Annotated in this window: 22 protein-coding genes, 4 tRNA genes and 1 pseudogene; 6 read left to right on the top strand and 21 right to left on the bottom strand. The window is 60.4% G+C overall.

Annotation, left to right across the window (positions count from 1 at the left end; all coding sequences use genetic code 11):
- The first annotated feature begins 16 nt into the window (after nt 1–16).
- Genes BMY45_RS18550 through BMY45_RS18560 form a run of 3 tightly spaced genes read left to right on the top strand, consistent with a single transcriptional unit; the run spans nt 17 to nt 2,299 of the window.
- Nucleotides 17–1,240, top strand: coding sequence for a type II and III secretion system protein family protein (locus tag BMY45_RS18550; protein ID WP_092400085.1), 1,224 nt, complete (start codon nt 17–19; stop codon nt 1,238–1,240).
- Between the two features lie 56 nt (nt 1,241–1,296).
- Nucleotides 1,297–2,007 carry a tetratricopeptide repeat protein gene (locus tag BMY45_RS18555; protein WP_092400087.1) on the top strand — a complete coding sequence of 237 codons (711 nt, stop codon included), beginning with the start codon at nt 1,297–1,299 and terminating at the stop codon, nt 2,005–2,007.
- Between the two features lie 22 nt (nt 2,008–2,029).
- Entirely contained in the window at nt 2,030–2,299 is a 270-nt protein-coding gene (locus BMY45_RS18560) for a DUF3613 domain-containing protein (protein WP_092400089.1), read from the top strand.
- Nucleotides 2,300–2,815: 516 nt separating this feature from the next.
- Here BMY45_RS18560 and BMY45_RS18565 read toward each other — a convergent pair.
- The 12 genes from BMY45_RS18565 to BMY45_RS18620 all read right to left on the bottom strand — a co-directional run bounded on the left by BMY45_RS18565 (nt 2,816) and on the right by BMY45_RS18620 (nt 13,100).
- Nucleotides 2,816–3,781 (bottom strand): type II secretion system F family protein, encoded by a 966-nt coding sequence (locus BMY45_RS18565; RefSeq protein ID WP_092400091.1) that lies wholly within the window; start codon nt 3,779–3,781, stop codon nt 2,816–2,818.
- Between the two features lie 27 nt (nt 3,782–3,808).
- Complete coding sequence (locus tag BMY45_RS18570) at nt 3,809–4,795, bottom strand: type II secretion system F family protein (RefSeq protein ID WP_092400093.1); 987 nt, start codon at nt 4,793–4,795, stop codon at nt 3,809–3,811.
- Nucleotides 4,792–6,225: a TadA family conjugal transfer-associated ATPase gene (locus BMY45_RS18575; protein WP_092400095.1), complete on the bottom strand. Its 1,434-nt coding sequence runs from the start codon at nt 6,223–6,225 to the stop codon at nt 4,792–4,794. Before BMY45_RS18575 ends, BMY45_RS18570 begins: the two co-directional genes overlap by 4 nt.
- Before the next feature lie 3 nt (nt 6,226–6,228).
- Nucleotides 6,229–7,449 (bottom strand): AAA family ATPase, encoded by a 1,221-nt coding sequence (locus tag BMY45_RS18580; protein WP_092400097.1) that lies wholly within the window; start codon nt 7,447–7,449, stop codon nt 6,229–6,231.
- Nucleotides 7,443–7,937: a TadE family protein gene (locus tag BMY45_RS18585; RefSeq protein WP_092400099.1), complete on the bottom strand. Its 495-nt coding sequence runs from the start codon at nt 7,935–7,937 to the stop codon at nt 7,443–7,445. Before BMY45_RS18585 ends, BMY45_RS18580 begins: the two co-directional genes overlap by 7 nt.
- Nucleotides 7,937–8,416 (bottom strand): TadE/TadG family type IV pilus assembly protein, encoded by a 480-nt coding sequence (locus tag BMY45_RS18590; RefSeq protein ID WP_092400101.1) that lies wholly within the window; start codon nt 8,414–8,416, stop codon nt 7,937–7,939. The genes BMY45_RS18585 and BMY45_RS18590 overlap by 1 nt, the downstream gene beginning before the upstream one ends.
- A gap of 8 nt (nt 8,417–8,424) precedes the next feature.
- Nucleotides 8,425–9,762 (bottom strand): TadE/TadG family type IV pilus assembly protein, encoded by a 1,338-nt coding sequence (locus BMY45_RS18595; protein WP_371913963.1) that lies wholly within the window; start codon nt 9,760–9,762, stop codon nt 8,425–8,427.
- Between the two features lie 76 nt (nt 9,763–9,838).
- Nucleotides 9,839–10,651: a Flp pilus assembly protein CpaB gene (cpaB, locus tag BMY45_RS18600; protein WP_092400103.1), complete on the bottom strand. Its 813-nt coding sequence runs from the start codon at nt 10,649–10,651 to the stop codon at nt 9,839–9,841.
- Between the two features lie 15 nt (nt 10,652–10,666).
- Nucleotides 10,667–11,995, bottom strand: a complete 1,329-nt coding sequence (locus tag BMY45_RS18605; RefSeq protein ID WP_092400105.1) for a P-loop NTPase family protein — start codon at nt 11,993–11,995, stop codon at nt 10,667–10,669.
- 2 nt (nt 11,996–11,997) lie between these two features.
- Nucleotides 11,998–12,528, bottom strand: coding sequence for an A24 family peptidase (locus BMY45_RS18610; RefSeq protein WP_047228159.1), 531 nt, complete (start codon nt 12,526–12,528; stop codon nt 11,998–12,000).
- Nucleotides 12,529–12,554: 26 nt separating this feature from the next.
- Entirely contained in the window at nt 12,555–12,749 is a 195-nt protein-coding gene (locus tag BMY45_RS18615; RefSeq protein WP_047228300.1) for a Flp family type IVb pilin, read from the bottom strand.
- Between the two features lie 153 nt (nt 12,750–12,902).
- A complete protein-coding gene (locus BMY45_RS18620) occupies nt 12,903–13,100 on the bottom strand; it encodes a Flp family type IVb pilin (RefSeq protein ID WP_092400107.1) in 198 nt (65 codons plus the stop codon).
- Nucleotides 13,101–13,392: 292 nt separating this feature from the next.
- Between BMY45_RS18620 and BMY45_RS18625 the strand changes: the two genes are divergently transcribed.
- Nucleotides 13,393–14,262: a response regulator transcription factor gene (locus BMY45_RS18625; RefSeq protein WP_092400109.1), complete on the top strand. Its 870-nt coding sequence runs from the start codon at nt 13,393–13,395 to the stop codon at nt 14,260–14,262.
- Between the two features lie 59 nt (nt 14,263–14,321).
- Here the strand turns inward: BMY45_RS18625 and BMY45_RS18630 are convergent.
- The 4 genes from BMY45_RS18630 to BMY45_RS18645 form a co-directional block, all read right to left on the bottom strand.
- Nucleotides 14,322–14,397: transfer RNA gene (locus tag BMY45_RS18630), tRNA-Gly, on the bottom strand.
- Nucleotides 14,398–14,400: 3 nt separating this feature from the next.
- Nucleotides 14,401–14,476, bottom strand: a tRNA-Glu gene (locus BMY45_RS18635).
- A gap of 105 nt (nt 14,477–14,581) precedes the next feature.
- Nucleotides 14,582–14,657 (bottom strand) — tRNA-Gly (locus BMY45_RS18640).
- Nucleotides 14,658–14,659: 2 nt separating this feature from the next.
- Nucleotides 14,660–14,735: transfer RNA gene (locus tag BMY45_RS18645), tRNA-Glu, on the bottom strand.
- Between the two features lie 371 nt (nt 14,736–15,106).
- On the opposite strand from BMY45_RS18645, the gene BMY45_RS18650 reads away from it, so the two are divergent.
- Nucleotides 15,107–15,865 carry a VHS/ENTH/ANTH domain-containing protein gene (locus BMY45_RS18650; protein WP_092400111.1) on the top strand — a complete coding sequence of 253 codons (759 nt, stop codon included), beginning with the start codon at nt 15,107–15,109 and terminating at the stop codon, nt 15,863–15,865.
- A gap of 170 nt (nt 15,866–16,035) precedes the next feature.
- Here BMY45_RS18650 and BMY45_RS28670 read toward each other — a convergent pair whose 3' ends face one another.
- From BMY45_RS28670 to BMY45_RS18665, 4 genes and pseudogenes are all read right to left on the bottom strand, one after another.
- Nucleotides 16,036–16,917 (bottom strand): methyl-accepting chemotaxis protein, encoded by an 882-nt coding sequence (locus BMY45_RS28670; RefSeq protein WP_370695205.1) that lies wholly within the window; start codon nt 16,915–16,917, stop codon nt 16,036–16,038.
- Nucleotides 16,897–18,000, bottom strand: a pseudogene (locus BMY45_RS28675) (HAMP domain-containing protein); the annotation flags it as partial. The gene BMY45_RS28670 and the pseudogene BMY45_RS28675, both read right to left, overlap by 21 nt.
- A 110-nt stretch (nt 18,001–18,110) precedes the next feature.
- Nucleotides 18,111–19,508, bottom strand: a complete 1,398-nt coding sequence (locus BMY45_RS18660; RefSeq protein ID WP_092400115.1) for an aminotransferase-like domain-containing protein — start codon at nt 19,506–19,508, stop codon at nt 18,111–18,113.
- A gap of 206 nt (nt 19,509–19,714) precedes the next feature.
- Nucleotides 19,715–20,476 carry an SDR family oxidoreductase gene (locus tag BMY45_RS18665; protein ID WP_092400117.1) on the bottom strand — a complete coding sequence of 254 codons (762 nt, stop codon included), beginning with the start codon at nt 20,474–20,476 and terminating at the stop codon, nt 19,715–19,717.
- Nucleotides 20,477–20,702: 226 nt separating this feature from the next.
- On the opposite strand from BMY45_RS18665, the gene BMY45_RS18670 reads away from it, so the two are divergent.
- Nucleotides 20,703–21,707: an NADP-dependent oxidoreductase gene (locus BMY45_RS18670; protein WP_092400119.1), complete on the top strand. Its 1,005-nt coding sequence runs from the start codon at nt 20,703–20,705 to the stop codon at nt 21,705–21,707.
- Between the two features lie 111 nt (nt 21,708–21,818).
- Here BMY45_RS18670 and pyrF read toward each other — a convergent pair whose 3' ends face one another.
- Entirely contained in the window at nt 21,819–22,517 is a 699-nt protein-coding gene (gene pyrF, locus BMY45_RS18675) for an orotidine-5'-phosphate decarboxylase (protein WP_160893102.1), read from the bottom strand.
- Between the last annotated feature and the right edge of the window lie 191 nt (nt 22,518–22,708).

The following is a 22,708-nucleotide window of genomic DNA, read 5'->3' on the forward strand; positions in this document are numbered from 1 at the left end:
TGTCGAGGATCACTTCATGAGCTATCGTACCCCGCCCGCGTTAAAGCAATTGATGCATGGCCTGTTCTGGATCGGCCTTGGCCTGGAAGCGGCCCAGGCCGCAACGGCAAACTGTTCTCAGTTGGACAATTTGCCAGCGACCTTCGAGGTTGGCCAAGGGCTTCAGAATGAACTGCGTATCCTGGCCCCCGTGACGAAACTGGCGGTGGGTGACCCGAAAATTGCCGACGTGCAACCCAGCGGTAGCGACGCCTTTATTCTTACAGGCCTGGCGCCCGGCGCTACCAGCCTGATGGTCTGGACCGCCTGCTCAAAAAACCCGCGCCAGAGCATGATTTTCGTCAAAGGCAGAGCCACTGCGGCACTGACCAGCGCAGCGAGCGTGCCCTCCGAAGACCCTATGCTGCTCGCCCAGGTGCAGACCGACATCCGTTTCGTCGAAGTCAGTCGGACCAAGCTCAAGGAAGCTTCGACCTCTATTTTCGGCAGCCGTGGCAACTTCCTGTTCGGCGCGCCGAGAACCCTGCCCACCATCGGTGGCGTGGTGCGGCCTTCATTGCCGCTCAACAACGACATGTTCAACCTGTCCTTTGCCACCGGACAAACCCTGCTGATGATCAATGCGCTGGAAGGCAGTGGCTTTGCCTACACCCTGGCGCGGCCGAGCCTGGTGGCCCTGAGCGGGCAGAGCGCGAGCTTCCTGGCCGGCGGCGAAGTGCCGATCCCGGTGCCCAGTGCCGGCAGCGACAACGTGTCCATCGAGTACAAGGAATTCGGTATCCGTCTGACCTTGACGCCCACCGTCGTCGGAACCAACCGCATCATGCTCAAGGTCGCACCGGAAGTCAGTGAGCTGGATTTCACCAACGCGGTGAACATCGCCGGCACACTGGTTCCGGCGCTCACCGTCCGCCGTACCGATACCAGTATTGCCCTGGCCGATGGCGAAAGCTTTGTCATCAGCGGCCTGATCAGCACGCGCAATGCCTCTCAGGTGAACAAATTACCGGGGCTGGGTGATGTTCCGATTCTCGGTGCGTTCTTTCGCGATAATTCCATCAATCGCGAAGAACGCGAGCTGCTGATGATCGTCACGCCGCATCTGGTCCAACCGTTGGCCGCCGACGCACAACTGCCGACGTTGCCGGGCGAACAGCTGCGCAATTACGACCCGAACTTCTACCGCATGTACTTCCTTGAAAACGGCGAGTTCGACAACCGTAACGGGCTGTCCCAATGAGCCGGCGCCTGAAGTGCAGTCGTCCACGTGTTCAACCTGATACGAGGGGGCATTCAATGAAAGCGGTGATCGCGATAGCTGCAACGGTGCTGCTGGTCGGCTGCGCCAGCAACGGCGTGGCTTCACGCCCGACCAGTTGCGCCAAGCCCGGCTCCGATCAGGAACTGGCGCTGAACCTGGCTGATGACATGGCCAATGACGGACGTTTGTATGCAAGCTTGGCGAACCTCGAAGGGCTGCCGCAAGATCTGGTCCAGGTCCGTCTGCGCAAGGCGCGCGTGCTGCGCCTGATGGGACGGAACGAGGCAGAGCCGTTGTACCAGAGCCTGCTCGGCACTTGCCTGGCCGCCGATGGCGAGCATGGCCTCGGCCAGTTGGCTGCCGCCAGACAGGATCATGCTGGCGCCACTGAACACCTTGAGCGCGCTGTGAAAATGTCCCCCACCGAAGGGAAAATCCGCAATGACCTGGGGGTTGTCTATCTCAATCAGCGACGGATCCCCGAAGCCCGCTTCGAGTTCATGACCGCCATGGAGCTCAGACAGTCAGACTCACTGGCCGCCTTCAACATGGTGACGCTGCTGATTTACCAGGACAACTGGAAGCAGGCAGCCGAACTGGCAAACATGGCCAACCTGAGCCCCAAACAAGTGGCGGATGCTCAAGCCCGGGCGGAAAAAATCAGAGGTTCGGCCCCTATCGGGGCGACATCTCCCGTGAACCGTTTGAGCGATGTAGCCGACGCCTCATCCGATGCGGTCAAGTAGAGCCTTACGAGGAGTCCAAGAGATGAAAACCAGACAACTGTTGATCGTGTGCATGACTTGCCTGTCCACCACCGCCTGGGCCATTGAACCAGGCCCCTCTTCGGCTGCGCAACAGGGCACGGAAAGCTGGATGCAGCTGCAGATTCGCGGGGTGGTGGCCTCAACCCACCTGCAAACCGCCTCGGCCACCGAACGGGAATTGGCCATGCAGCGCTGGCTCAATAGTTTCAATTACCCGATCCCGGAATTCTTCGAACAGGACTCGGGTGGGGAAATCACCAGCAGCAACTGAAACACAGTGGAAAAACAAAAGATCGCAGCCTTCGACAATGCCTACATCCGATCCGGTGTAGGGCTTTTCGAAGGCTGCGATCTTTTGTTCTGCCTTGCATCAAGCTGAACGCGCCTGGTTGTGGCGAAGGGATCTATCCCCGCGGGGTTGCTCAGCCCTCCAGCAAATCCCCACTCAACTGAGTCATGCGCGGGTCCGGCCAATGAGGGGTACTCCGTATTCCGGTTTTCAGGACCGCCACGCGTCCCAACAGGGATCAATCCCCTCGCCACGGGTTGGTATTCGGTTGGGTATGGACGTTCAGGTGAGGATCTTTGTGTGCCCGGCGGGGTGTTGACTGTCAGGTGATAACCCTTGCGTGCCTGTCTGAGTGTTGGCTTTCAGGCTGTCACTATCGTGGCGAGGGAGCTTGCTCCCGCTCGGGTGCGCAGCAGCCGCAAACCGGGGCCGCTGCGCTGCTCGAGCGGGAGCAAGCTCCCTCGCCACAGGCTTGTACAACCGGGACCGTATGTCCTTCTACATATTTCCAAAGGCCCTGAACACGCCGATCATGGCCGGGCCGATGGCGACCAGGAAGAAGCTTGGCCAGAGGCAGAAGATCAGCGGAAAGATCAGCTTGGTACCGATTTTGGCTCCCATCTCCTCGGCCGCCTGGGTGCGCCGGTCACGAAACTCATCGGCGTAGATGCGCAGGGTGTCGGCCACGCTGGTGCCGAAGCGGATGCTCTGAGCCAGCAGGCTGACCAGGCCCTGGATATCCTCCAGGCCGGTGCGCAGGGCCAGTTGCTTGAGCGCGTCGGTGCTGGTGATACCCGCGCGGATCTGCGCGTTCACCAAGGCCAGCTCTTCGGCCAGCTCAACCTGACTGACCGACATCTCTTCAGCCACCCGTTCTATCGTAACGGGCAGGGCCAGGCCTGACTCAACGCACACCACCATCAGGTCCAGCGCATCGGGAAATGCCGCCCGCAGCCGCGCTTGTCGTGCCTGCTTGCGCTTGCCGACGTACAACGCCGGCAGCAGCCATCCGATACCCGCCATCAAGGTCGCCACCAGCAAACCGACCATCAGGGACACCTTGATCAGCGGCAGCAGCAGTAACGTAACGCCCAGCAGCAACAACGGCAGCATCAGGCGCACGGCCCAATACATCTGCACCGCCGACGCGGAACGGTAGCCGGCGTGGGTGAGCAGGGTCAGGGTGGCGCTGGCCTGGCTCGGGTCAGTCGCGGCAAAGCGCTGGCCGACCCGCTCCAGCAAGAGTTGCAGGTTACCTGGCGCCTCCTGCCCTTGCGCACTGCCGGAATACCCCCGTTTGATCAGCGCCAGGCGCCGTTGCACCGGATCCTGCAGGCCGAGCATCAGCAGGATCATGGCGACGACCGCCAGTACCGTACTGAGGCCGATCACGGCGATGAACAACAGCCGTGCCATTTCTTCGCTTCCGGTAAACCGACTGAACAACCCGAGCAGAAAATCCATGACTGATACCTCTCGCCGCGAGGGCGCTTAAACCTGGATCCGGATGATTTTTCGTATCCAGAGAATCCCCAACAACATGGCGCCGAACGCGAACATGATCAGCTTGTGGCCTATAGGGTCATTGATCAGCACCGGCATGTAGCTGGGGCTTGTGAGCACGATGGCGATCGCCAGCACGAAGGGGATCGCCACCAGCACCCAGGCCGACATGCGCCCTTCCGCCGACAAGGTCCGGATCTTGCGCTGGAAGCGAAAGCGCCCGCGGATCAAGCGGCTCAGGCGCTCCAGCACTTCGGTCAGATTGCCGCCGGTTTCGCGGTGGATAAGTATGGAGGTCACCAGCATCATCACCGTCATGCTCGGCATGCGTTCCAACAGGCCGAGCATGGCCCGGCGCACATCGTTGCCATAGTTGATGTCGGCGAAGGTCATACCGAACTCCTGGGCGACCGGCCCCTTGTGCTCCTCGGCGACCAGACGCAGGGTTTCGTTGAACGGGTGCCCGGCGCGCAAGGCCCGGCACATGGCGTCCAGCGCGTCCGGCAAACCTTCCTCGAAGGCGGCGAAACGCTTGCTGCGGTCGTGCATGATTTTCAGCACCGGCAACCAGGTCACCACAGAGGCCACCAGCAGCGCCACCCACCATACCGGCCAGAACATCAGCACCACGGCACCGGCCGCCACGCCCAGGGCCAGGCCGAGCATCATCACCCGATAGGCCCGGTATTCGTGGCCGGCCTGCTCGATCAACTGGGTCAGGTTGGCCATGAACGGCAACTGTTCAAGCCGGGCTTCCAGGGGCGACAAGCGCGTCAGGTACTTCTGCCGCAACACGGTCTGCATGTTGGGCAGATGGTTGGCTTTCTCCAGCACATGCAGGCGCCCACGGATGCGCTTGCGCATTTTGCCGGCCTCGCCGAACACCGGCACCACCACCCCCTGGGACAGGAGGAAGACGGCGATGAACACCATGGCAAGAAAAATCAGGATGAACTCGCTGGGGATGTTGTTCATGACGACCGAGCCTCCATCCACTCAGGACGGAACAGAGTCAGCGGCAACTCGATGCCGCGCCTGGCCAACACGTCGCGAAAGGCCGGGATCATCCCGCTGGGCCGATAATCACCCAGCACCTCGCCGTTTTCCCCGATGCCTTGGCGCGTGAAAGAGAAAATTTCGGTCATGGTGATGATCTCCCCTTCCATGCCGTTGATCTCTTGCATGCTCACCACACGTCGTTTGCCGTCTTCTTGACGCTCCAACTGGATCACCACATCGATGGCAGAGGCAATTTGTTGACGCATGGCCTTGATCGGAAAAGTCGCGCCGGTCATCGACACCATGTTCTCGATTCGCCCCAAGGCATCGCGCGCGGTATTCGCGTGGATCGTGGTCAGGGAGCCGTCGTGGCCGGTGTTCATGGCAGTGAGCATGTCCAGCGCTTCGGCGCCACGCACTTCGCCGATGACAATGCGGTCCGGACGCATCCGCAGGCTGTTACGCACCAGTTCCCGCTGACTCACCTCGCCGCGCCCCTCGATGTTCGAAGGCCGGGTTTCCAGGCGTACCACGTGAGGTTGTTGCAGTTGCAGTTCGGCCGAATCCTCGATGGTGACGATACGTTCGTTGTGGGGGATGAAACTGGACAGCACGTTGAGCATGGTGGTCTTGCCACTGCCGGTGCCACCGGAAATCAGCACGTTCAAGCGCCCACGGACAATCGCCTTGAGCAACAAGGCAATGGCTGGGGTCATGGTGCCCACCTGGATCAGGCTGTCGGTGTTGAGCAGGTCCACCGCGAAGCGCCGGATCGACATGCTCGGACCGTCGATGGCCAGCGGCGGGATGATTGCGTTGACCCGCGAGCCGTCCTTGAGCCGGGCATCCACCAGGGGTGACGACTCATCGATGCGTCGCCCCAGGCTGGAGACGATACGGTCAATGATGTTCAGCAGATGCTGGTCGTCGCGAAAGCGCACGTCGGTTCTTTGCAGCTTACCGAAGCGTTCGACATAGACCGAGGCGAAACCGTTGACCAGGATATCGGACACGCTATGGTCGGCCAGCAACGGCTCCAAAGGCCCCAGCCCGAGCACTTCGTCGGTGATCTGCTTGATGATCAACTGACGGCTGGCCGAGCTTACCGGCGCCGAATGCTCATCGAGCAGACGTTGGCAAATATCGCGTATCTGTCTCGTGGCTTCGGCCTGCTCGAGGGAATCGAGCAAGGACAGGTCCATGACCTTGAGCAGTTGCTGGTAGATTTTTTCCCGCCATTGGGCTTCCACCGGGGTGACCTGGCTACGGGTTTCGTAGAGCACGTCGGGAATGGCATGCTCCCAGGCCATCAATTGCTCTGTCGGATCCGGCAGGCTGTCGCCAGTCAGCTCAATGGCAGGTTTACCGGACTGTTTACGCAAGCGGTTGCGGAAGTCGCTGATCATGGGTCATCCCCCGAAAAAACGGTTGAAGGCACGTTTGAGCAGGCCTTTGTCTGCGGCCATCTGGTGACCGACCAGGTCTTCGGTCAAATCGCGCAGGGCAACGGTGATGGCCGCCCTCGGCGCATGCAGCCCCAACGGCACGCCAGTGTTCTGACTCTGGCTGACCAGGTTGAAGTCATTGGGTAATTTCGACAGGTTGGTGCACCGCAGGGCTTCGGCGACATCCTTGAGGCTGACCGCGGCCGCCTTGTCATAGCGATTGACCACCACCTGCAACTGGTCTGCGCGTATGCCCAGGTCCTCGCGAAGGATCCGCACCAGGGCGCTGGCATCGCGCAGATGGCTGACACTTTGTTGAACCACCACGTAGACCCGGTCGACCTGCTCCAGCACGGAGCCGGTGAGGTGGTCGATCTGCCGCGGCAGGTCCACTACCACCCAGTCATAGCTGGCACGGGCCAATTGCAACAGGGCGTCGAGTTGTTCGGGCTGAGCGTCCTGTGGTAGGCACAACTCGCCGCTGCGGCCACCCAGCACGTGCAGGGTCGGACTGAAATGGCTGCAAAAACCCCGCAAGGCGATACTGTCCAGGTCTTCGACCTGTTGCAGCACTTGCAGATGGCTATGGGACTGGGCCACATCCAGATAATGGGTGACGCTGCCAAATTGCAGGTCCATATCCAGCAACAGGGTGGTACCGGCCTGGGCGCTGAGTTGCTGGGCCAGGTTGCAGGCCACCAGGGTTGCACCGGAACCACCCTTGGCGCTGATCACGGCGACCAGCTTGCCTTCGGCACCATGGCCGACGCGGACCTCCGCCACCAGACGATTCAGGGCGGCCACCAGCTCCGTCTCGGCGAAGGGCTCTGGCAGCACGTCCCGGGCACCGGCCTGCATTGCCAGCCGCATGCCTTCCTGCTCGCCCATCAGACCGCATACCAGCATCGGTGGACGCTCATGGGCCGGACGCTGCAGCAACGCCGCCAGCTCTTCGCGCCACAAGTGACTGACCCGCAACAACAGCAGGTCGGGCATTCGCTCCAGGCCATAAAGCGGATCGACATGGCCGTTGCTCACCAGGCGCGTGCTCACTTCCAGGCAAGGCATGCGCTGGCAGACGCATTGCAGGTCGCGCAGGGACGAAGCGTCACGACTGCTGATCAGTAGCCGCAGCCCGGCTTTGCCGGTGACGGTCGACAGTGGAGTTTCCCTGGTATTCAGCATGGTGTGATCTCCCCGGAATCGGAATGACGCCCAAGGCTTTCGCGTGGCAAGGTCGCCCTGAATGTGGGCAAGGTAATGGGCACGCCAAACCCGGGAATGAACAGATTGAAAACGAAGTTCTGCACGCTCAACTGCACGTAACGGATCGCGCGAAAGCCATTGGCGCTGACCGTGTCGGCGGGGTTCGCCACCACGGCGCCGTTCACATCCAGATAGGTCAGCGCCAGGTTCGAAGTGGCGAGGCTGCTGATCAGTTGGCTGGTACCTGAATCTGTCGCGGCATTGAAGATGGCGCGGCGCAACACCACCGGATCGTTGATATTGCACACCGCCGCCAGCCGCGCGCCGCGTCGCGCGGCTTCATCCAAGGCATTGGCGGTGAAATACAGCCGGCCCATTTCCACCACGCCGAACAGGAGGATGAACACCAGCAGGCCAACGAAGGCGAATTCCACGATGTAGGTGCCTTGCATGTGCTTGTTGTTCATCACAACGCCCTCATGACGGTGGTCGCCACCAGTGGAATGCCCAGGGCAATGGCATTGCCGAAGAAACCGGGAATTGTTCCACCGCAATTGCCTGCGCCAATCACCGGGCAAAAGGTGTAGGTGATGGTGACACGCACATGATCAACACCCACCGCGGCGACCTCCACGTTCGCCGTGGTCAAACCGGCCACCACCGCGGCGCCGGCCTGACTCGGAGTGCCATACACCGCGACGTTTTTCGTCTGGGTCTGCAGCGTGTTGTTCAGGGCGATGGTGCCCAGGGTGGTATTCCAGGCCTGGCTGGCGACGAATCGATTGGCATCACGGCTGGCCTGTAGCAGCACGTTGTATTGAAAGAGCATGCGGCCGAACTCGCCAAAGGCCAGCAACAGCAGCAGCAACAACGGCAGTACCAGGGTGAATTCCACCAGCGCCACGCCTTGCTGGGCCTGCGCTGCTTTGAAATGGGCAAGTCGCATGACGCCTCCTACGAGTCGGTGCTCGGAGTGCCGCTGCCGTTGAGATAGGTTTTGTAGAGCTGAATGACCTGCGGCCCGGTATCGCTGACCGGCGTGGGGCCAGGCACGTTATCGCCTTCGCATTCCTGGACGAACTGGCCAAAGATGATGGAGTCCGAACCTCCACCATTAACCGGTTGCACGACGAAATAGCAGCCAAACCCCAGGACGGGAATCGAGGTTGAGCCGCTCAGTTTGCCGGTGCAGTCACCGATCACGATCTTGAGCATCCGCCGCTCGAAAACCCCGTTGCTTTCACAGCCGCTACCGGCCCCGGCCACGCAAGCGGCGACTGCCGTTTTCCAGTCGTTGTAGTCCAGTATTGCCTCACCAGCGCCGCTGAGATCGCCATTGCTCGAGGTGATGGGTTGTCCTTTGTATTGCGCCTGGGAGAGCGAATCGTCATAGGTCATCGCCGGGTTGCTCGATGTAGTGACCAGGTCCGGTGGATAGTCCGAAGCGCTGACCGGACCGTTATAGATACCGAATCGCGTGTTCAAGCCTTGGGACGTCGGCCCGGCTTTGTTGCCCGGCGCGGTCTGGACGTTGTCCCCGACACTGCGGCAGATCGAACCGCCGCCCGCCAGGTCTTCGCGCACCGCGCTGCCGCCGGAGCCGAAATCGAGCAGTTGGAAGTTGCCCGGCCCGATGGGCGAAGTGTTGCCCGCGGCCGTCTTCAGCACCGTCAGGTCGCCAAAGCGATAACTCCAGAAATTTCCGGCAGCCGGGTCGTATTGACTGGTATCGCCGCAGACCATCAAGGGCGCCAGATCACACGGAGCCGTCGGGCTGGGGCCTGCCGTGGCGATCGCCGCCACGGCCTTATTGCCCAGGCCGACACTGCCCATCGTTTGAACGAAACTCCAGAAAAAACCGCTCAACTGATAGCTGGACACTGACACGCGTACGTACTTGGCATCCGACGGCCCGGGATAGGAAAACGGGCCATAAACACTGCTGGCCAGCTCCACTGCGGCGAACGCACCCGGATTGCCGGCGACGGCGGTTGCCAGTTCAGCGTTGCCCGCAGCGTCAGCATTTCGTGTCAGCGTGTCCAGGGCGGCGGCCCGAGTCGTACTGGCCATGTTGAGCCCCCCCGCCACCTGGCTCAGGGTCTTGGCGCCGCTCAAGGCGGCGGCATCCACGGCATTTTGCAGACGGGTCTTGTTGAGCAACATGTGTCCGCCATCCAGGGCCAATGCCGCCATCATGGAAATCGCCATTAACGCGATCACCATCAATACACTCACTGCTCCTTCCTGGCGCCGAGGCGTCGCAGTGACAGGCTGCCGGATACTGGGATTCATGATCGAGCCCTCGTTTGCCGACGCGTGAGGATCGGCACTGCCATGGCCGAAGGACCAGGCATTTTTTCTACGCGTTTCAGTGAACGTTGACGACGCTGCTTTCAACTCCACGGATTACCGTGATCCCGCTGCTCTGCGCTTTGGCGCTGCGCTGCACCACGGGCCTTGGCACCACAGCGGTCGCTGCCGCCATCACCGGAGCCGGAGGGGGCGCCACGACCACGGCTTTTTTCTCCAGGTTCAGCGGATTACGCAAGGCCAGCTGCAACTTGCCTTCGGTCTGCGCAGTCACCAGGGCCTCTGCTTCCGTGGCCGACATTTCCAGCGTTACGGCCCGCACCACCACCGGCTGGGTCTTGTCGGTGCCCGCTGTCTGATCCACCGCCAGCACCCGCAGGTTTTCAAGGATGGTCCGGGACACAGCGTTGTTACTGCCGGCGCTGGTGGTCTTGGTAGCCAGCACGTCGACCCGGTTCCCCGGCAACAGGAACCCCCCCACACCGACCACATCATCGACCCGTACCGATATGGCGCGTTTGTCAGGATCGATCAGCGACGCCAGGGTGCTGCCACCCAAATGCTCACTCAGACGCGCGCCCCGCACGATGTCACCGCGCAGAATGTCGAACGTCGCGATCTTGCCTACGGCCTGTTCGCTGGAGTCAAAGGCATCGTCCGGGATCGTATCCATGGGCATGCGCACGGTGGTGACCTGCTGGGCCTCGACCATCTGCCCGAAGGCAATTGGCACGGTGGCAACCACCACGCTGCGCAAATGGTCATCGGGTTTGGCGTTAAGTCGTGCGCTCAGCCAGGAGTCAGCCATCCATGCGGCACCCAAGCCCATGACCAGGGAAACGCCAATCAGCGAAAACGTACGAGAGCTCATGTTGGTATCTCCGATTCAAAGGAAGTCGAGCTGAACGAAGTAGTTGTGCCAGGCCCATTCCAGCTCTTGCGGCAACAGGGGCCCGGAACCGCCCAGGTAACGCTGGCGGTCGAGCGCCATGTTCAACAGGTCGCGGGGATGGCAAGGCACCAGCGGCATGCCCTCGCCCGCATAAAGCTGCTGCAGCACATAGCGCACCAGCAGCGGGTCGTGGGGGATGCCCAGGCGTTCGCACTCCTGGCGCCAGATGCGCTCGTATTCTTCGGGCTTGAGGTAACCGAACTGCACCTTGTAGCCAATGCGGCGCAGAAAGGCTTCGTCGGCCAGTTCCAGGGGGTTGAGGTTGGTGGAAAACACCAGGACCAGATCGAACGGCAACTCGCAATGGCGACCACCGCCCAGGTTGATGAAGTCGCGCTTCTCTTCCATCGGCACGATCCAGCGATTGAGCAATTCGGCCGGGGCCATGCGTTGGCGTCCCATGTCATCGATGATGAACAGGCCGTTGCTGGCCTTGAGCTGCAACGCGGCCTGGTACTGGCGGGTAAAGGGGTCGTAGCGAACATCCAGTTGCTCCATGTTCAACTCGCCGCCCGTGATGACAATCGGGCGTTTGCAGCACAGCAGCCGACGGTCAATGCCTTCATTGAGCATCAGATTGTTCGATTGGCCCTTATCATCCAGGCGCTGATGCACCTGCGGGTCGTAGATCTCGATCACCGACTCGTTGATGACGATGGCATGGGGCACCCAGATGGCCTCGGCGAACAGACGGATAAGACGGCTGCTGACATAGGTCTTACCGGTGCCCGCGGGGCCGTAAATCATGATCGCCCGCCCTGAATTCAGCGCCACCCCCAACTGATCGAGCATGCCTTGCGACAGCACCATGCCGGCCAGGGCTCGTTGCATGTCGGTGGCGGTGATTCGACCATGGTGAATGGTCTGGATCTTGATCAGGGACCGATAGGTACTCACCGGGAAAGGTGCCGCACCGATATAGCCACTGCGAGACAGGGCGTCGCGAGCGGCACTACGGCCGCGTTCGGTCAGGCCGTAACGCAAGGCCTGTACACTCGTTTGCCCGAGCTGGCCGAGCACTTCGACACGACCGTCCTTGCGCAGGAACGCCAGGACTTCTTCCAGCACCGCGCCGGTCAGCGCCAGGCGCTCCACCAACCGCGTCATGTCCAGTACACCAGCGTCGTGCAGATGCTTGCAGACCAGCTCGCCGAGAAAACTGTCAGTCAGGCCGGTGTCTTGAATCGTGCATGGCTGAGGGGCCAGGCGTTGCACCGCTTCCCGTTCACTAGGGTAGGCATCACTATCGTTGATGACGTGCATGACTAGACTCCCCAGCCATCGGCAATCAGCTGCCAGTAGACGCTGTTCAAGGTGCCGATCAGGATCGCGATCGAATAAGGAAAAGGTTTGCCCGCCACTTCATCCGCGGTAGGTGCCAGGTAAGCCTGGGCCCGCACGATCAGCCAGTAACGCTGCAGGGTCTGGAGCAACTGACCGCGGGCCAGCACGATCAGAAAACCGCACACACCACCGGCGATCAGACTGAACAGCGCAGCCCACAATGCGTAATGAACCGGCAGGAAACTGCCCACCATGGCCATCAACTTGACGTCACCGGCGGCCATGCCACCCACCGCATACATGGGCAAAAACAGCGCAAAACAGACCAGCATGCCCAGCAGGCTATCGCCCGTTCCGCTGATCCCGCCTGTATAAGTCTGACCGGCCAAGCCCAAGGCCAGGCCCAACAGGACCAGCGTGTTGGGGATGCGGTGGCGGAGCAAGTCGCTCACCACCGCCACGCCCAGCAGTCCCAGCAGCAGTACCGTCGACACCAGCAATTCCATGGACATGGCGCGTCTCCCTGTTGCAGTTATCGTTAGCAGGCCACGTTGCCGTTGACGGCCTGGCACAGCGCACGGATCTTGGTGTCCACCGCGCCGCCCAGAAGAACGAAGGCTGCCGCCACCAACACCGTGATCAAACCTCCCGCGACGGCGTATTCAACAATGGTCAAGCCATCTTCATCTTTGGCGAACCGGCTGATCGAAGTTCTTATTGTGTGCAGAGTCATTTTCTTCACCTCGCCTTTGAATAAAGGCTGTACCGCCATGAACTAAGTTGTCGGGGACAACGCCAAGTCCATTTGAGTGATTCGTTGTACTCACAGCAAAAGAGTCGCAAGCGAGGCTTCCTTGAAAGCGGCCGTGTCCCCGCGCAGTTATCGCTATGAGCAGGCGACGTTGCCGTTGACGGCCTGGCACAGCGCGCGGATCTTGGTATTCACGGCACCGCCCAGAAGCACAAAGGCGGCGGCCACCAACACCGTGATCAACCCACCGGCCACGGCGTATTCCACAATGGTCAGGCCGTCTTCATCTTTGGCGAACTTCAGCACCGAAGCCTTGATTGTTTGAAGAGTCATTTTGCGCACCTCATCAGGGTTGTTTTCAGGGGCAGTACATTTGCAACTGCCTGATGCAACCCTAGTCAGCGGGTGGGGATAGCCGTTAGGAGGATTTTGCACATCGCTAGGATTATTTTGCGGGGGGAGCCAGGCACGCCTTGCGATTGCAACTCGCAACGATTCGCGCTCTGCCGTTCTGAGCCTGTGGCGCTTAAAAAAACGGCTTTTATAAAAAAATTATTCGGCGAAGTGATGGCACATTGGCAATACTGCAAGCTTAAGGGCAGTCATCACGCTGAGTGGTAGGCACATGATCTCGAGTCTGACCAGAAAGCCAAAGCTGTTGTGGTTCGATCTGACTCACGATCGGTCCACCCAGGAACTTGTCAGCCAGTTCGAGGACACTTGCGACTGCACCCAGGCAAAAGATGCCCTGCTGCCCGGCGGGGAACAGGCAGACATGATCTGCATCCATTTCGATCGCCCGGATACGCCGGGCCTGCGGCGGCTGCTGGAGATCAAGCGCACCGTCCCTGCCACGCCCATCACCATGTTCACCGTGCAGCACTCCGAAGAACTGGCGGTCTGGGCCATGCGCTCAAGTGTATGGGAATACATGGTACTGCCCCTGTCAGCCACGGAGAGGAAGCGCTACCTGACTGCCCTGGTGCAATTATGCGAGTTACGCCGCCACAGCTGTGGCCCGCGCAAGACTTCGCTGATCGACCACGCGCCAACCCTGCCGGACAGCATCCGCCTGACCTCCGGGCACCAGAAACACCAGGCCCTGAGCCATATCATGCTGTACATCGACCAGCATTTTCGCGACAGCATCGATCAGCGGGACCTGGCCAAGCGATGCGGCATGACCACGTTTCGCTTCAGCCGTGTGTTCAAGGAAGCCAACGGGCTTGGCTTCACCGATTACGTGCTGAACAAACGCATGAGCTTTGCCAAGGAACTGCTCGACAATAGCCAGATGCCTATCACCAGCATCGGCTATGAGGCCGGGTTCAAGGATCCCTCCTACTTCGCCCGCGCCTTCAAGCAGTATGCCAACTGCACACCCAGTGAATACCGCCTGGCGCGGCAGATGCGAACAATGATTCCCGCTCCCGATCTGCCGGAAAACGAGCGTGCAGACGCACTTGAGAGCCTGGTGGAGAGCCTCGAAGATTGAAGCGTGCTTTTTCACAGACGAAAAAAAACGCCGCTCAATGAGCGGCGTTTTTTTGAATTTGGAGCGGGAAACGAGACTCGAACTCGCGACCCCGACCTTGGCAAGGTCGTGCTCTACCAACTGAGCTATTCCCGCAAATGGCGTCCCCTAGGGGACTCGAACCCCTGTTACCGCCGTGAAAGGGCGGTGTCCTAGGCCACTAGACGAAGGGGACACGCTGCCCGGAACACATGGTGTGTGTTCCAGTGCCCAGATCCGTACCCGAAGATATCGGTTCTGGTTTCACTCAGCCCTGCCCGAAGGCAACGCTGTTTAAAATTGGAGCGGGAAACGAGACTCGAACTCGCGACCCCGACCTTGGCAAGGTCGTGCTCTACCAACTGAGCTATTCCCGCATTGGCGTCCCCTAGGGGACTCGAACCCCTGTTACCGCCGTGAAAGGGCGGTGTCCTAGGCCACTAGACGAAGGGGACACACGTACAACATTCACTGCTTATCGCGTTTGGCTAAGTGCTTTACGCTGTAAGTGGCGCGCATTCTATGGATGGATTGCTGGGTCGTCAACCCCCAGATATAAATTTATTTAAATCAATGACTTCGCCCGGTTTGGGGGCTGTTCGCACATTTTGCCCGTCCGGTCTCTGGCGCCTATATTCTGTCATCCGCCAAGACGTTATAGTCGTGCCTGACAAATGGTGGCAATGTGCATCTATCTTCGCCGCACTTCCATACGCAGCGCCACGCCTGTCTAATCGCATCGCGCAGGCCTATGCGCTTAAAAGCCAAGCCACTACACTCTTGATATGCGAACCCCAATAAAGAGGTCTTACCGGTGACACCACTCATGATCACCCTGCTCGTCGTAGCCGGGATCGCACTGTTGATCGCCATTGGCTACATGAACCATGTGGTGGAAAACAACAAGCTGGAAAAGGCCCGTACCAAGGTTGAACTCAACGACCGCTTACGTCGTTGTGGCGAGCTCACTGAAACCTTTCCCGGACAATTGATGACCCCGGCCCTGAAGCTGTTGATCACGCGTCTTGAGATCAACGTCTGCCAGCGCCTGCTGAACCTGGAGAAAACCAATACAGCGGTCAAGGCGCGCCTGGACGAACTGAATGCGCTCGCCGCCCAGGGTGAATCGATTCCGGTGAACAACCCACCGGCACCGATCCAGACCGAAGCCAAGGCCAAGGATGTGCGGTTTCTGCTCGAAGCCCTTCACGGTCAGATTACCCGTGCCGCCCAGGACGGCTTCCTGCCGCCCAACGAAGCCAAGCGCTGGATCCGCGAAGTGCGGCACATTCTGGTGCTGCTGCACATCGAGTTCTTCAATAATCTCGGCCAACACGCCTTGCAGCAAGAACAACCGGGGCAGGCCCGCCTGGCGTTCGAACGGGGCGTGCAGTACCTGCGCAAGCAACAGGAACCGCAGGTCTATGCCGAACAGCTGGACTACCTGGAAAAACTCCTGGCCCGCGCCAATGCCATGGTTCTGGCCAGCACCCAGCCAGTCGAAGGCGAAGTCAACCAGTTGACCGAAGGGCTGAAGGACGCCGAAGTAAACGACGAGTGGAAGAAGAAGAAGGTTTACGACTGATATACGGGTTGGGCTCTCAAGCCTGACTCCTGTGTGGCGAGGGGATTTATCCCCGCTGGGCTGCGTAGCGGCCCAAGTCATTGCTGACTGATATTAAACCTTGAACAGTCGGGGCCGCTGCGCGACCCAGCGGGGATAAATCCCCTCGCCACAAGTGCTTCGCCGACAGCTCACAGCCTGAAATGCCCCACCATTCCCTTGAGTTCAACCCCCAACTGCGCCAGCTCAATGCTCGACGCGGCATTGCCCTGCATCGCCAGCGAAGATTGATCGGCACTGGCGCGGATGCTGGTGACACTGCGGTTGATCTCTTCAGCCACCGAGCTCTGTTGCTCGGCCGCCGCCGCGATCTGCTGGTTCATCTGCTGGATCAGTGACACCGCCGCCGCAATGCTCCCCAAGGCGCTTTCGGTTTGCAGTGCATCACTGACCGCCATCTTCACCAGCTCGCCACTGCTCTGGATCTGCTGCACGGAGGTCTGGGCTGCTGAGCGCAAGGCACTCACCAGTCGTTCGATTTCCTCGGTGGACTGTTGCGTGCGCTTGGCCAGGGCCCGCACTTCATCGGCCACCACCGCAAAGCCCCGGCCCTGCTCACCGGCCCTGGCGGCTTCGATGGCCGCATTGAGCGCCAGCAAGTTGGTCTGCTCAGCCACACTCTTGATCACGCTCAACACCGTACCAATGTTCTGGATCTCAGCGCTGAGGCTTTCGATACTGCTACTGGCTGAAGTGGCCGAGTCAGCCAATTGTTCAATGCGCACCATGCTCTGACGCACCACCTGCTGACCGCTTTCAACCTTATCGTCAGCGGTCTGGGCCGCTTGGGCCGCCTCTTCGGCATTGCGCGCCACGTCGTGCACGGTGGCGGTCATCTGGTTCATGGCCGTGGCGACCTGCTCGGTCTCCTCCTTCTGGCTGCTGACTTCCAGGTTGGTCTGCTCGGTCACGGCCGACAGCGATTGGGCAGAGTTGGCCAACTGTTCGATACCGGCCTGCAAACCGCTGACGATACTGCTCAGGCCCGCCCCCATCTGTTGCATGGCGAGCATCAGTTGTCCGATCTCATCCTGGCGTGTCACTTGCACCGTTGCGCTCAAGTCGCCCGAGGCAATCTGCTGTGCAACGCGGATGACGCTACGCAACGGCCCGACGATCAACCGGGTAATGACCCAGGCTGCAATCAGTCCCACCAGCAGCGCCAGGGCCGACGAGCCGATGATCAGCAGCGAATTTTTCTTCAGTTCCGCCTGCATGGCCGCGTCTTCGGCGGTATAAGCCTGGTCAACCCGCTCCACGACCTGGGAGGCACGCTCGTGCAGTTGCTGATAGACGATTTTCTCCTGGGCCAGCAGACCGGTGTATTCAGCAAGTTTTTCGTTGAAACCGGCGATGTGCCCGGCCACTTCGTTAAGCACAGTCTGGTATCCCGGGTCCTTGACGGTGGTCTTGAGCACCTCGGCCTGCTTCATGGCTTGCTCGGCCTGTTCGATCGTGCCCTGTCCGCCCTCTTCAGAGCCTTTGCGGCTTTGATCCAGGCGCACCCGCGCTTCGTTCATGGCCTGCAACATCAGCCGTGACACTTCGCTGACCTGATTGGCCTGCTCAATGAACTCGCCGCCCTCCTTGCCTTCGGATTCTTTCAGGGTATAAGCGCCATCATCCGCCAGCCCCGCTTGCAGTACATCCAGGTTATTGGCAACGCTGGACACTGACCAACTGGCCATCTCCAGAGCCAGATCCTTGCTCTGACTCAACTCGACGAATTCGTCGAACGCCTTGCGATAAGCCGCCAGGGCTTGCTCCACGTCGTTCATCACCGGCACGTTGGCCGCCGATTGCGCCTTGAGTTCGCTGGCCTGGGCAATCAGTCCGTCCACGCCCAGCCGCAAGGCATCGACCGTTTTGGGGTCGGAGCGCAAGGCGTATTCCTGCTCAAGCAGACGGACCTTGAGCAAGCCGCTATTGAGGGATGACATCTGCTTCAGGCCATCGAAACGATGGCTGATGGTTTGCAGGGACCAGACACCGATGGCCGCCACCACGGCGGTAAGCAGCAGCACCAGGACAAACCCCAGGCCCAGTTTCTTTGCCATACCCAGGTTGGCAAAACGTCTTTGCACGGCCGAAATCATTGCGCCCAGTCCTCTGCCAGTGTGTGTTGATCGCAGATTCGCAACGAGACACCCTGTAACACAAGATGCTGGCGTCGGAATAATGGCAAAAAGCTACAGCGCCGTCGTTTTCAGGACAATTGAGGTCGATCCAGAGCCGCCGCGCGGAAGAATGCCAGTGCCCTCGAATCACAGGCATGGGCCACGTTGATCCGTAGCCAGTCGCTGACAGCCCCCGACGGGCTGAACGCTGTACGGGAAGAAAGCAACACACCGAACCGCTTGGCCAGACGCTGCAATGCAGCGTAGTCGCACAAGGGTGCCCGCGCCCAAATGAACAGACCGCCGGCGGGTCGGCCAAAGACTTCCCAATCCGCATCCTCCAACACCTGCAACACCGCTGCCATGTCGACACTCAAACGTTGCCGCTGACGCTGGACCAATTTGCGATAGGCACCGCTGGCCAGAAGATTGGCCAGCACTGACTCACAGAACCGAGAGCTGCCCATGCTGGTAATATCCTTGACGTCCCTCAGGCGTGTGATGACAGACGAGCCGGCCACTATGAAACCGACTCGCAAGGAACTGCTCAGGGTTTTCGAGAAGCTGCCCACGTACACCACGTCGCTATCCAGCGCTGCCAGGCGGGTGCGGGTTGAACTCTGGAAGTCGGCATAGACATCGTCTTCGACCACCAAAATGGCGTGTTTTTTCGCCAGTTGCAGCAGTTGCTGAGCCACGGCCGGGGCCAGACTGCTGCCGGTCGGGTTATGACAGGCGCTGTTGACGAACAGGGCGCTGGGCCGGCGGGTCGCCAAGAGGCATTGAAATGCATCGACATCCGGGCCGCGCGGAGTCCTGGGCAGTTCGATCATGTCGATGCCATGCAACCTGAGCAGGTCGAACAGCTTCGAGTACCCCGGACTCTCCACCACGACGCAGCATCCAGGCTCGAGCAGTGTGCGTACAATCAGGTCCAGACCGTGGGTCGCCCCCGTGGTGGTCAGGATCAGATTTGCATCGGCCTGGATATTGAATTGTTTCAGGCGCCTGGACAGTTGCTCGCGCAGAGCGGGCAGCCCCATCGGCGTACTGTAATTGAACAACCCCGCCATGTCGGTGCGGGTGACCTGACGGATCGCGTAGCCCAAATCATCGCTTTCGCGCCAGCTCTCGGGCAGCCCGCCACAGCCCAGTTTCAGTTCCCACTGCGAGTTCCGGGGCACGCTGTCCTGAGTGAGCTGCACGTCTTCCAGCCAGTCGTTGTCGGAGGGCTCGTAGCTGGACGACGGGGGCGGAGCGACGAAAAAACCCGAGCCATGGCACGCCGCCAACACTCCTTGGGCCACCAGGCGTTCACACGCCTCATTGACACTGGACTGACTGAGCAAATTCTCCCGGGCCAATTGGCGAATGGAGGGCAGCCGGGTTCCCGGTTGCACCCCATCCTGTCGAATCCAGCCGGCCAGCGCGTCGACAATTTGCTGCACGACAGGCACCAGGGCCTGCCGGTCGATTCTCAACTCCATGAGTAACCAAGCTCCTAAGCAACTGTTTTATCTCTGGAAACAGTTAAGCACAGGCCGTCTCCGGACGATGTACGACAACGTCACCAAAACGGTCGATTCTCACCCTTTGAAACACATTCAGGGGCTGACACGGGTCATTTTTAACCCCCAAAGAAAAAGCCCACAACAAGTGCGGGCCTAGTCCTACAAGCTAAACACTACGCTCTTCAGAAAGCCGTGACGCCGCCGTCCACCGCCAACGAATGACCGGTGGTGAATGCAGCGCCATCGCTGCACAAATACAGCACCGCGCTGGCGATTTCCTCGACCTTGCCGATGCGTCCTACCGGATGCATGGCGTTGGCGAACTCACCTTTTTTCGGATCCGCTTCATAGGCACGACGGAACATGTCGGTGTCGATCACCGCCGGGCAAACCGCGTTCACGCGGATTTTCTTCTTGGCGTATTCAATCGCCGCCGATTTGGTCAGGCCGATCACCGCGTGCTTGGACGCTGCATAAATGCTCATCTTCGGCGCCGCCCCCAGACCCGCCACCGAGGCAGTATTGACGATGGCACCTCCCCCCTGGGCCAGCAGCAGCGGCAATTGATACTTCATGCAGAGCCAGACGCCCTTCACATTGACGCCCATGATGGCGTCGAACTCATCGAGGGTGCCGTCAGCCAGCTTGCCCTTTTCGATTTCGATCCCGGCGTTATTGAAGGCGTAATCAAGCCGGCCATAGGCATTGATCACTTCGCTCATCAGGTTCTGCACGTCGCTTTCCAGCGTTACGTCGCAGCGCACGAACAGCGCTTCACCGCCCGCCTCACGAATCGACTGCACCGTGCCCTCGCCGCCCGCCACGTCCAGGTCGGCCACCACCACTTTCAGGCCCTGCGCCGCGAATGCCTGGGCCGTCGCACGGCCAATGCCCGCGGCTGCGCCCGTGACCACGGCGACCTGTCCGGAAAACGTCATGCTCATTGTCAAATCCTCGAAGAGTGCGGGAGATGGCGCCAGTCTAGTCACAGGTCCGGACGATGCGGCAGCACTATCCAGTTGCCGTTTGGGCATTCATGGGCGCCAGTGATAACGGCCCCGGCGCCATTATCACTGGGCTCGATCGAACTGCATTCGCTGCATCAGCAAACCTTGCGACAAGTGCTTCGAAGGTCTATCAACAAGGCTTCATTCATCTTGAGTGCCAGCCATGACTGCCCAGACCAATCGCCAGTTCCTGCTCGCCAAACGCCCGGTGGGCGCTGCGACCCGCGAGACTTTCACCTATCAGCAAGTACCGGTCGGCGAGCCGGCAGCCGGCCAGATTCTGGTGAAGAACGAATATTTGTCCCTGGATCCGGCCATGCGCGGCTGGATGAACGAAGGCAAGTCTTACATCCCGCCGGTAGGCATTGGGGAAGTGATGCGCGCCTTGGGCGTAGGCCAGGTGGTCGCCTCGAACAACCCGGCCTTCGCGGTCGGTGACTACGTCAACGGTGCACTGGGCGTGCAGGATTATTTCCTCGGCGAGCCGCGAGGTTTCTACAAGGTCGATCCGAAACTGGCGCCATTACCGCGCTACTTGTCCGCATTGGGCATGACCGGCATGACCGCCTATTTCGCCCTGCTGGACGTTGGCGCGCCCAAGGCCGGCGAGACGGTAGTGCTCTCAGGGGCCGCCGGTGCGGTGGGCAGCATCGCCGGGCAGATCGCCAAGATCAAAGGTTGCCGCGTGGTGGGCATCGCCGGCGGGGCCGACAAATGCAAATTCCTGATCGATGAACTGGGCTTCGATGGCGCCATCGACTACAAGCATGAAGACGTCCATGCCGGTCTCAAGCGCGAATGCCCCAAAGGCGTGGATGTGTACTTCGATAACGTCGGCGGCGACATCCTCGATGCGGTGCTCAGCCACTTGAACCTCAAGGCCCGCGTAGTGATCTGCGGTGCCATCAGCCAATACAACAACAAAGAAGCGGTGAAAGGCCCGGCCAACTACCTATCGCTGCTGGTCAACCGGGCGCGCATGGAAGGCTTCGTGGTCATGGACTACGCCTCTCAGTTCGCCGCCGCCGGGCAGGAAATGGCCGGTTGGATGGCCAAGGGGCAGCTCAAGAGCAAGGAAGACATCGTTGAAGGACTGGAGACATTCCCCGAGACACTGACCAAGTTGTTCAGTGGGGAGAATTTCGGGAAGTTGGTACTTAAGGTCTAGTCACAAAAACACCTGTGGGAGCGGGCTTGCTCGCGAAAGCGGAGTGTCAGGCGCCATTTATGCCAACTGACACGTCGCTTTCGCGAGCAAGCCCGCTCCCACAAGGGATCTTCAGGCCAGTTCGGCGACTACGGCCGCCAGTGCCTTGGCCGGATCAGCCGCCTGGCTGATCGGTCGGCCGATCACCAGGTAGTCGGAACCGGCATCCAGTGCCTGACGCGGGGTCAGGATGCGGCGTTGATCGTCCTGGGCACTGCCCGCCGGACGAATCCCCGGGGTCACCAGTTGCAGCGACGGGTGCGCCGCTTTCAGGGCGCTGGCCTCCAGGGCCGAGCAGACCAGACCGTCCAGGCCAGCCTTCTGCGCCAGCGCCGCCAGGCGCAGCACCTGTTCCTGAGGCTCGATATCCAGGCCGATACCTGCCAGGTCCTCGCGCTCCATGCTGGTCAGCACGGTCACGCCGATCAGCAGCGGTTTCGGGCCGCTGCGCTGATCCAGCACTTCGCGGCAGGCCGCCATCATGCGCAGGCCGCCGGAGCAATGCACGTTGACCATCCACACGCCCATTTCAGCAGCCGCCTTGACGGCCATGGCAGTGGTATTGGGAATATCGTGGAATTTCAAATCCAGGAATACTTCAAAACCCTTGTCACGCAGGGTCCCGACAATTTCCGAAGCGCAACTGGTGAACAGCTCCTTGCCGACTTTGACCCGGCACAGCTTGGGGTCCAACTGATCGGCCAGCTTCAGGGCGGCGTCACGGGTAGGGAAATCCAAGGCAACGATGATGGGCGTCTGGCAGGCGGACATGAGCGGGCTCTCAGGCAAGTCGAAATCGGCGCGCAGTGTAGCGCAAGAGGCGCCCGTGCGGGACCCGGTGATCGGTAAATCATCAGCGAGCCCGAGCAGCACGGACGATGCCGGCCGTTGTGTCGAAGTCGATACATTCATGACATGTGTGCAACACGCCTGCACGCTACCCTGCGCCGCACCCCGTCCTT

Source organism: Pseudomonas sp. NFACC39-1, from assembly GCF_900110355.1.
Lineage (GTDB): Bacteria > Pseudomonadota > Gammaproteobacteria > Pseudomonadales > Pseudomonadaceae > Aquipseudomonas > Aquipseudomonas tehranensis.